8 protein-coding genes are annotated in these 10,035 nt (G+C 38.1%); 6 read left to right on the top strand and 2 right to left on the bottom strand.

Annotation, left to right across the window (positions count from 1 at the left end):
- Nucleotides 1-1,131: 1,131 nt before the first annotated feature.
- Nucleotides 1,132-2,595: a hypothetical protein gene (locus tag ABIB30_RS27110; RefSeq protein ID WP_354306145.1), complete on the bottom strand. Its 1,464-nt coding sequence runs from the start codon at nucleotides 2,593-2,595 to the stop codon at nucleotides 1,132-1,134.
- Nucleotides 2,596-2,760: 165 nt separating this feature from the next.
- Between ABIB30_RS27110 and ABIB30_RS27105 the strand changes: the two genes are divergently transcribed.
- The 4 genes from ABIB30_RS27105 to ABIB30_RS27090 all read left to right on the top strand — a co-directional run bounded on the left by ABIB30_RS27105 (nucleotide 2,761) and on the right by ABIB30_RS27090 (nucleotide 7,157).
- Nucleotides 2,761-2,883 carry a hypothetical protein gene (locus ABIB30_RS27105; RefSeq protein WP_354306144.1) on the top strand — a complete coding sequence of 41 codons (123 nt, stop codon included), beginning with the start codon at nucleotides 2,761-2,763 and terminating at the stop codon, nucleotides 2,881-2,883.
- Between the two features lie 170 nt (nucleotides 2,884-3,053).
- Nucleotides 3,054-3,926: a hypothetical protein gene (locus ABIB30_RS27100; protein ID WP_354306143.1), complete on the top strand. Its 873-nt coding sequence runs from the start codon at nucleotides 3,054-3,056 to the stop codon at nucleotides 3,924-3,926.
- Nucleotides 3,927-4,021: 95 nt separating this feature from the next.
- Nucleotides 4,022-5,929 carry an AAA family ATPase gene (locus ABIB30_RS27095; protein ID WP_354306142.1) on the top strand — a complete coding sequence of 636 codons (1,908 nt, stop codon included), beginning with the start codon at nucleotides 4,022-4,024 and terminating at the stop codon, nucleotides 5,927-5,929.
- Nucleotides 5,922-7,157 carry a hypothetical protein gene (locus ABIB30_RS27090; protein ID WP_354306141.1) on the top strand — a complete coding sequence of 412 codons (1,236 nt, stop codon included), beginning with the start codon at nucleotides 5,922-5,924 and terminating at the stop codon, nucleotides 7,155-7,157. The genes ABIB30_RS27095 and ABIB30_RS27090 overlap by 8 nt, the downstream gene beginning before the upstream one ends.
- Nucleotides 7,158-7,173: 16 nt before the next feature.
- Here ABIB30_RS27090 and ABIB30_RS27085 read toward each other — a convergent pair whose 3' ends face one another.
- A complete protein-coding gene (locus tag ABIB30_RS27085) occupies nucleotides 7,174-7,947 on the bottom strand; it encodes a hypothetical protein (RefSeq protein ID WP_354306140.1) in 774 nt (257 codons plus the stop codon).
- A 279-nt stretch (nucleotides 7,948-8,226) separates the two neighbouring features.
- Between ABIB30_RS27085 and istA the strand changes: the two genes are divergently transcribed.
- Both istA and ABIB30_RS27075 read left to right on the top strand, forming a co-directional pair.
- Nucleotides 8,227-9,687: an IS21 family transposase gene (istA, locus tag ABIB30_RS27080; RefSeq protein ID WP_354306139.1), complete on the top strand. Its 1,461-nt coding sequence runs from the start codon at nucleotides 8,227-8,229 to the stop codon at nucleotides 9,685-9,687.
- Between the two features lie 106 nt (nucleotides 9,688-9,793).
- Nucleotides 9,794-9,961, top strand: a complete 168-nt coding sequence (locus tag ABIB30_RS27075; protein ID WP_354306138.1) for an ATP-binding protein — start codon at nucleotides 9,794-9,796, stop codon at nucleotides 9,959-9,961.
- Nucleotides 9,962-10,035 lie beyond the last annotated feature (74 nt).

Here is a 10,035-nt window from a genome sequence, read left to right as displayed (position 1 = left end):
TCCAGGTCAAAACAACTAGTTGAAATGACTTAGAGTTGCTATGCTTAAAGCCTGTTTACAACCTGCTTTCACCCCGACCACCACTCAGGCACAACTAGATCATAACCGGATGAAGATTAATGGAATTATAATTTCCCCTTTAACTAACCCACGGACAACTGCGGACAATTGCAGACAGCTGCGGACAATTACGGACATTTTTTACGCATCAGGATAATCTTTAATGCTAATAGCCTACATTGGTGGAAAGGCATTTATTTATTATGAGAAGTTTAACGGGTAAATTTTCAAAGGGAATCCTGGGCGGTTTCATTTTTAAAGCAGCAGTTTGGAGTACAGGTTGTTTCAAAAGTTCTGTAAGGGGCACAATGAAACAATCAATGGAAACCGAAAGGCAGCAGAGAACTTTCGTAAAAGTAGCAAGCCTGGAAAAATCAGGATCTTTCCTCCCCCTAAGAATTCCGCCGAAGGGTTGGCCGATCTCTGATTAAAGTAATCAGGAGCGTTTAATAATGATAAATTGAACTATGAAATCAGGAAGTAATCAGCTTATTAAAGAATCGTAACCAGCTGCTTTGAACTCAAAAAATATCAAACCAAAACTTGAAATTTAATCCCTGATCCACAAGTTTATGACTTGATCCAAAGTTATGGCTGAATATACTTTGAGAGACATGAATACACCTATTGGCATTTCTGAATTCGAGTTAACAAGATCATTACCGAAAAACTTGCAGTCAAGTCTGCCTGCAATTGAGGAAATATATTGAGCGTTTAACAGAGTTTATTCCATAAAAAAAGAGATCAAATGATCTCTTTTTTTAGAGTCGGGGTGGCAGGATGCTTAACCCAACTCTTAAAATATTGATTTGTAATCGTTTATCAAATAAAAATCAATTCAGGGAGCCGAATAGGGCACATATTATTAAATATGTATTGCCTTGATTTAACGCCCTAATGACCTTTTTTGTCGTTGATTATCAATGAACTATAGACTAATATAGCTTTTTATCTGAAAAAAAGCAAACTTTTAAGGATTAAATATACTCGGTTCAATTCTATTTCTGGATGCAGGTTAAAAAAAACGTAAGTAGTACTAACGCTGTGTTAATCGTCCTCAGATTTTAGTTCCTAGTCATAAAACCTTTTTATCTCATATACGTTAATTTTTTTTTGATCTGTAATATTTTTCTTAAGCTGTGATTCGACGGTATTTTTCAGATGATACAAATGAGGGTGATTTGCGAGATGCTCGCTTAACTTGCAGGTGTAAATTGCCGTTACCATCCAGTATGTACGTCCTTCATCTGATTCAGCTGGCAATAAGATGACATCTTTACTATTCAATTGGGCATATTTGCTGTCGAGGCTATATAAGGCCGGAACGGAGTTATGCTTAGCATATTCCTCGACGGTTGTTTGAGCGATATCAATATTCAGATCTGTATGTATCTTACCAATCTCCAGTTTCTCGAATTGATCTTTAAAATATTTAATCCGTCTAAAATCCTTAAGTACTAGCTCCTCACTTAAAAGATCAACTACGTCAACTAGTCTATAGAAAGGACTAGTTTTTCCCTGGTAATCTATAAAAAGATGTGGTATTTCATACTTGGTGTCGCCTTTAGGGTCGATTAGCACGATATCCTCGAATTTAAGTAAGCCCTCAGTCTTGATGTGTACCTGTTTGTGCTTGGGTAGCAGTTCCCAATGCTTCCTTATTGACATTTGCAATTGGTGTCTTTTTGTTGTGAGTTCATCGTTTTGGTCATTGTCGATTACAAAATCGTGTATGGCAACATAGTCATATTCCTTCTTTTCAAGATCTATGTATCCAAAATATTCATGAACATGACACCAAATTCCCAAAGGATGGTGTTCAAATGCTGTATATTTCTTCCAGCCCGGCTTGTTGGAGAAATCCGGATTCAATTCGTCGAAAGGGTAAAATTCGTCATTTAAATCTCTTATCAAGACATCATTATGAAAGATAGCATTACTTCCGAGCAAACCAATGAGCTTGTTCTTAACAGTAATTCTCGATCGAAGTTCGGCTGTTTTAGATTGGCGTTTGGTGACTAGTGAGATGCCAAAGAAAGTGAATAAGATTCTGTCATTTTTTGGTAGTAGTAGCAGATCTTCGAGTTCTGCCTTTCCCCATAAATAGAATTCCATTACTCCGGCAGCACGTAATGTATCACGAAATGCGTCATAGGTCTTTTTAGATATATTAGCAGAGGCTGCCAATATATAGCCGTACGGAGCGTCGGCTGGGTTTACACCTTCATCAATAATCTTTTTTACCTTTGCGGCACCAATCTCTTTCTCGCGCTTGCACTGGATCATCCAGCGTCGGCCTTCCATTGGTGGTAACGGCTCAGTAATTTCGTCGTCGCTATTTTGTAGTATCTCCACATGTTTTTCATAGGCTCGGATGTCATACCCGTCATCTGCACCTCCACGACCTGTAGCTTCAATACTCTGCCAGTCTTTATAGTCATAAATTAGCTGCCGCACAAGGTCTTCAAATCTATGGGGTTCAAGGTCTTCGAAATGGATTTGCCCAAGCGTACGTGTGATATTTGGTTTCTGCATAATTATGCTACTGTTAATCTGCTTTAAAAGTAAACAAATCTGTTAGCTTTAGGACTAATTATGCAAGTGCCGCTGTACAATGATATTTCCAGTGACGTTTTACTTGTCTCTGCTTTTTTATACATTGTTCAGAATTTGAAACCAACAAACGAATACACATTTAGTATGGACACAATCAATACAAACGAAGCTGAACAATGTCAATATTCTTATGACCTGAATTACTATCACAATATAGATCATTTCCCAAATCAGGATCTGGTATTTGATACCATTGAGTATTTTTAAACCGGCGTAGGTATGTATTTTGGGATCAATCGTTTTGATAGTGAAAAAATCGGGTTAAGCAATGAAGTCAATACTAAAGATAAGGCCATTGATAGTTTGCAAAAAAACACACTTTGTTAAACCATTATTGAAGAATCAATAATGCAATCCAAATTTTATCAACATAAGACATGAATTTAATTCAACCAAGTAGACCAGTTCTGGCTTTTATAAAATACGGTACTGAGGAGCATATGAAAGCCCTTCAAAATGGAAAACTGTTTTTTAATACGTTGCAATTTTTTGCTGGATGTGACCCATCGATTGGAAGAGGTGACCAGTATGAAAACATCTATAAACAAACGTATGGAATAGGTGCTACGATGGATTTAACAAGGGAATTCCATGATGTTCATATCACCATGACTAGGTTGCCAGATGGAACTTTTAGATCAACCTATGTCAATACTGAATTCTTTGCAAATATTTTTTGCTTATACTCGGTGATCAGTGAACAAGAGCTTAAGGATCAGAATCATCAATTGTCTCTGGAAATGACAGGGTTCGGTACGCACATGCTAATAATATTCAAACCTCATGAATTTATCGCCAGGGTAGAAAGGATAATCCCACATGCAGTTAAAAACTTCCATAGGAACGGAGTAAGGTACATTGATGCTAATGTACTGAATGGTAGGAAAGAGTATTTCGAAAAACCATTGCGATATAAATATCAAAATGAATATCGGCTGGCTTATCAAAATAATAAAGAAGAAACTAGCGTCTTTGAGATTGGCAGTATTGCTGATATTTCTGTGATTATGCCTGTTGATAAATGTAAAGGTTTACAATTCTTTACCAAACAAAATGATCTAGTGGGAAATTTGGAAGCATTATTTACCCAACATTTGACTGAATATAATGCGAGTTTTGACGCATATCAGGCTTTTATCAATAAAGGATTTTTAGTCGATCAGAAGGAATTGAATCAATTAAAATCACAGGTAGAGAAAACCTCCCAAGAGATGACCGAATTTTTAAACAGTATAATGTATTCAACGTAAGGTGATATATTATAGTAAATTATAGGCTAATTTTTAATATGAACGATTTTAAACTTATCGCAATCCGACCGTTAGTTGGGTGCGATAACAGGTTCTTGAAAAACCTCACTACAGGCCATGTGTATTCTTTTTACACTGGCTACGATTTATTTGATTCGAAAGGTAAACCTCTGATGGGGGGAAGCGAAGTGGGCTATGTTTCAATAAAACGAGAATTTCCTGTAGACCTGTATAAAGTCTCAACTGCTGACGACAGTCCTTTAGAGATTAGTGTCTGCGCGGTTGCCGGAAAAAATGGTGCAGGTAAAAGCAGTTTGATTGAAATCCTTTTCGCTGCCGTCTATCTTTTTTCTATTGAATCCGGTGTAATGAAACCTTTGTTGGAAACAGTGGATTCGGAAAATGGAAAAATTCCGGATAACACGTTTCAAAGTGATAAAAAAGAAATCGAGCTGCAATTAAAAGCAGAAATTTACTTTTCATTTGACGATTCCATATTTGTTTTGAAGATAGGGGGGGATTCTTCCGCCGACGCAGTGAGAAGAGTGAAAAATTCACCGGATGACATTTTATTTTCTGAACCAATACCTATTAGTCAAAAGAATATTGCTGACTTGTTTTTTTATACCATCGCCGTGAATTACTCGCATTACGCATGGAATTCAACTCATATGGGCAATTGGATTAACACGCTTTTTCACAAGAATGACGGGTATAAGACACCTATTGTACTTAGCCCGATGCGTGATGAAGGTGATTTCTCCATCAATGATGAAATGGATCGGGCACAGGCAAGGCTCCTTTCCAATATTATGATACAGCGAAGTAGTCGACGTAAGGATCGCCAATTTTACAAGGTTGCACAAAAGCATACTATCCATTCGGTGACATTCACACTAAATGAACGTAAGATAAAAAAACAATTAGAAATCACTAATAAAAGTGTCACTGGAAAGGCTGATGCTGCAAATCTAGCGCTTGACCTATTGAGGGTGCTCTACCCAGAGGATGAATACAAAATGTTTCCGACGGAATCGAAGATGATCCAGCCAACTCTGAATTACATTTACGCTAAAATCGTCAAAATTTCTAAGACATATGAGGGATTCGAAGGTGGCTACCACTTTGGGGAGGAAATGAATGATGGCAGAAATAACGTTTTTTTAAATCTTATACTTCATGAAGAGAGTCATATCGCTTTCAAACTTAGACAGGCAGTAAACTTTTTAAAAATGAAAATTGACGATTCGGTCGGTGGTTTGTTTCAAGAGGATAATGGCCAGACAAGTTGGGAATATTCAGTTGACGAGTTATTGCATTGGATGGAAGTGCCGGCTGCTTATGATGTACCGAATTTACTCCCACCTTCTATTTTTTCAATTGAATTTAATTTTGCCAACGGATCTAATGTCCCGTATCCGATGTCTCGGTTGAGTTCAGGAGAGCTTCATTCCATCCATGCGATCCAGACGGTGATTTATCACCTCAATAACCTGGCTTCAGTCCATATGAGCAGTGTGAATCGTGTGAAATACGAGAATATTAATATTATTTTAGATGAAATTGAATTGTACTACCATCCTGAACTCCAGAAACGATTTGTAAGTGACCTCTTGGCTGCCATCAATCAGATGTCTTTGAACGAGAGCAGAGGTATCAAAGCACTTAATATTATTTTGCTTACACATTCACCATTTATATTGTCGGATATTCCCAAAGAAAATTTAATGCTGATGAAGGTCAATGAAGAAAGTGGTAGGACAGAGGCTGTGCAAAGCGATATTCAAACCTTTGGAGGCAATATTAATGAAATCCTGACTGACAGTTTCTTTTTGAGTGATTCGCATATGGGAGATTTTGCTGACGGAAAGATAGTAGCAGTAATCAATGGAATCAAAGAGCACCAGGTAGTTAGTGAATCAGATCGGCAACTAGTTGCCATGATTGGTGATGATTATTTAAAGGCAAATATTCAGGAGTTCATGGACGGTTACGATGGTTAAGATTCAGATAGAAGATCAAGAAAAATTCGAAGATAGTTACTTGAAGGAGTTAAAGGATGAGCTCTTCAATATGCTAAATTGGCTGCAAACGGCAATTTCTCATCTGGAAGGCAGTGCAATTAATATGCACAGTTTAGACCAGAAAAGGGTGAAAAACTACACTAGACATTTGACAAAAGTCATTGATGGGGAACAATTTTTAATCAAGAAGGATTACGATGCCGCAGATTATGTGACCACAGTCGCAAATTTCAGACTACGTTCAGTAAAACTAGCTGCTGTTAATTTTACTAAACTAAGAAAACTACTGGTGTCATTACTAGCTCAAAATGGAATTTGGTTGAATTCACTATTGATTTGTGCTCCTCAGGATTTGATTAGAGCTGAAAGGTATTTAGCTTGGAAATTTCAAATAAATGACCCGTTTAATAAGCGAGTTCTCGAGCTTATTTTCTACAAGAAAAGTAATCCGTTTTGGGACATCGTAAAAAATTTTTATCGCAATCATCTTCCGTTAATTGCGTGTCCATACTGTAACATGGTCGTAATTAAGCCAATTGCCTCCACTACTAAGTATGCTAAAACTGCATCTCTAGATCATTTTTTTGACGAAAGTAGGCACCCAATTTTAGCGTTTTGTTTGTATAACTTAGTACCTAGTGATACAGATTGCAATTCTACCAATAAGAATAGCACTGAATTCAAACATGATTACCATTTAAACCCCTACGAAGAAGGTTTTGGTAAGCATGTACGTTTTAAGGCGATAATTGACCCTCCAAATACAGTCAGAGACATTGATCTTGTCCTGAGCCTGGATATTTCACTTGAGAAAATAAAACGCGTTTTGGGTGATGTCCCTTCTTATGATGATACGCATAAACATGGAAATATAAATGTCTTTCAGTTGAAGACACTATACTCTGACAAATATTACAAGGATAGAGCAGATGAGGCAATTGAGGATATCAAAAATATGAACGGTGCGATGTCAAGTGTAAGAAAAATGATCCAACTCCTGCCTTTTGATTTAAAACGTTCACAGAAAGCCTATGTCCGATGGTATGAAAAGAAATTAAAAACTCCTTTTTTTGAAAAGAATTTTCAAAACCAGATTCTGTCGAAACTGACCCGGGATTTACATGATGAATTTTATGCAAAGACTAACCATCCGATAAATTTCTATATTAACAATCTAATCGATTCAGACGAAGTGGAGGAGTTGTAGTCTGAATTACACTCCTCTATAAAATTACAGGATGAATTGTTTCAATCAACCATCGAGACGTTCTAACCCGTCTTACACTTCTTAGGTAATGGTTTACAAATGCAGAAAATGGAATCATTTGTTCCATTGACTTTAATCGTGGTATTCCACCATCATCGTATTTAAGTTTAGTATAATTAAGATACCTGTCAATTAGGTTATTGAGATTAGTTGCTTTTTTAGATAAGTATTCATGAAAATAAGTAAGCGTAGTTATATCAATAAGTACCACAGGCCTTAATTTATATAATTGTTCTTTTGTAAGTCCGGCTTCAGTGCAGGCTTCTTTGAACCATTTTATAAGGAGGTGATTTAAAGCCGGAGTATTAAAAGTATCTGAATGTACCACTATGATTGGGTAAATCATATGATATTTACCGGGTACAAACCCAAAACGTTCATACTTCCCTTCTAAAATTTTTTTAATATTTTTAGCAAGTTGTAAAACAGCCTTATCGCTATTTCCGTCCTTGTAAAATTTTAAACGCAACTCATTCCTCAACTCCGGTACTATGAGTTGTTCCTTGACTTCTTTTCTAATTAAGATATCTTTCGATTCAAAAATGAATAAATGTCCAAATGCAGATGAAAGATAATCTGAACCGCCAAAATGTGGGTCTTCTGCCTCCACTTTACTGCCTTCTAATCGAGCGGTCGATACTTCGAAAATCTTATTTAAGACTGTATATAGCAAGGTATTCTCAGAAAATCCACTTGTATATATCTTATTTCGAAAGGTCGATCTACTCATTATACCGAGATCATCATTGACTTCGTTAATGGATATTCTGGACGATGCTGACCCCACTAAAATGTGCATAAAGAATGAGTTGATTTAGGCTAGCAGATTTGCAAACCCTGTCATTCCGGCGCATACTGACCCCCTTATTATTGAACAACTGGTCGTACCGGAGCATGTTGACCCCTCTAATTTGAGCTAGGGCCGTGTTATTCCGGAGCATACTGACCCCTTGATTGATTTGATTTTGGTTTATTTAGGTGAATATTCTTTCACTTAATCCGAGTGCTGATGGCTGGAAAAGCAAAAGCAATGAGTCAGATCAAACAACTATTACGCCTGCATAAGCAGGGAGATTCCATTAAAAGTATTGCCCGCATTCTAGGTATCAGCAAGAATACAGTAAAGTCTTATTTGATCAAGTTAGCCACCGGCAAACTTGCTGTAGCTGAGTTATTAGCTCTTGAAGATCCAGTATTAGAAAGTAAATTCCATGCGGGTAATCCCGCTTATAAAGATCCCAGGTTTGAACATTTGAGCGCTCATCTGGAAAGCTACAGGAAGCAATTGGGACTGGTTGGTGTAACCAGAAAACTGCTTTGGGAAGAGTATATCATCGATTATCAGCAAGGTTACAGTTATTCGCAGTTCTGCTTTCATTTGCAGCAGCAATTGCGGGCCCGCCGGCCGGGAATGAAACTGGATCATCAGCCAGCCGATAAACTATTCGTAGACTTTGCAGGGAAGCCCCTTCATTATATTGATCATTCTACCGGTGAGGTGGTTGCCTGTCAGGTATTTGTAGCCTGCCTTCCTTTTTCCGATTACAGCTTTGCAATGGCAGTTCCCAGCCAGCGAATTGCCGACTTCCTTCATGCATTGGGCTGCTGCCTTCAGCATATTGGCGGAACGCCTAAAATACTAGTTCCTGATAACTTGAAATCAGCTATTATCAAAGCAGACCGTTATGAGCCAGATGTGAACCGTTCATTGGAAGACTTTGCCAATCATTATAATATTACAGTTGTTCCCACAAGACCGCGAAAACCTCGGGATAAGGCTTTGGTTGAGAACCAGGTCAAACTGATCTACAACCGGGTCTATGCACGATTACGCAACCGGCAATTCTTTTCTCTGGATGCACTGAACGAGGCTATTAAGGGGAAAATAAAGATACATAACCAAACCAGGATGCAGCAAAAGCCATGGTGCAGGGAAGAACGGTTTCTGGCTGCTGAGAAGCATTTGCTTTGTCCGTTGCCCGAAACCACTTTTGAACTGAAGTATTATTGTGAGCCAAAAGTAGCTAACAATAACCACATCTATATTGGCAGGGATAAGCATTATTACAGTGTACCTTTTACCTACGTTGGTGGCCGTGTAAAAGTGATTTACACGCGTTCTATGGTCTATATCTATGCTTCTGGCAAACAGGTTGCAGTTCATATCAGGAGCTACCAGCCCGCCGGATATACGACTATTAAAGAACACTTGAACTCCCATCATCGTCATTACATGGATAGAAGTCCTACCTATTATATAGAAAAAGCAAAGGATAAATCCGCTGAATTACACCTGCTTGTACAGCTTCTTTTCGAGCAGCCGCGGCACCCTGAACAATTATACCGAACATGTGATGGCTTGCTACGTCTACAGAAAAAGGCACCTGCCGCGGCCTTTGCCAAAGCCTGTGAACTGGCTATTGAACCGCAACTTCTCTTATCGTTTTGTAGGGCGAATCCTGCAAAATAACATGGAAGATCATCAGGATCATCCCGCAAAAGAACAATCCTTACCTGTACATGGAAACATCCGGGGTAAAGAATATTATACACAAACCACTATCCAATTCTAAAAAATGAACATAGAAACACAACTTAGACAATTGCGTCTGCATGGCATGGGCCGTAGCTGGCAGGCATTAATGGAAACCAGAAAGCACCATGAACTTTCCTTCACTGAAGGCATGGAAATGCTGTTGCAGGCCGAAGAAGATGACCGAAGCTGGATATTACGGTTCGAATAGTGCCAGCTATTTCGGTCTGTTAGTGCCAGCTATTACGGTTTAAATGATGCCACTTTAGTGGTTTAGTTTTATCC

The sequence above is a fragment of the Pedobacter sp. UYP1 genome (assembly GCF_040547305.1).
Lineage (GTDB): Bacteria > Bacteroidota > Bacteroidia > Sphingobacteriales > Sphingobacteriaceae > Pedobacter.
Note: the sequence above shows the minus strand (reverse complement) of the source record. Positions and strands in the feature narration are given on the sequence as shown.

Coding starts and splice junctions, on each gene's coding strand:
- istA (WP_354306139.1), top strand. CDS start 8,227: ATGGCTGGAAAAGCAAAAGCAATGAGTCAGATCAAACAACTATTACGC.
- ABIB30_RS27075 (WP_354306138.1), top strand. CDS start 9,794: ATGAACATAGAAACACAACTTAGACAATTGCGTCTGCATGGCATGGGC.
- ABIB30_RS27105 (WP_354306144.1), top strand. CDS start 2,761: ATGGACACAATCAATACAAACGAAGCTGAACAATGTCAATATTCTTAT.
- ABIB30_RS27110 (WP_354306145.1), bottom strand. CDS start 2,595: ATGCAGAAACCAAATATCACACGTACGCTTGGGCAAATCCATTTCGAA.
- ABIB30_RS27090 (WP_354306141.1), top strand. CDS start 5,922: ATGGTTAAGATTCAGATAGAAGATCAAGAAAAATTCGAAGATAGTTAC.
- ABIB30_RS27085 (WP_354306140.1), bottom strand. CDS start 7,947: ATGAGTAGATCGACCTTTCGAAATAAGATATATACAAGTGGATTTTCT.
- ABIB30_RS27100 (WP_354306143.1), top strand. CDS start 3,054: ATGAATTTAATTCAACCAAGTAGACCAGTTCTGGCTTTTATAAAATAC.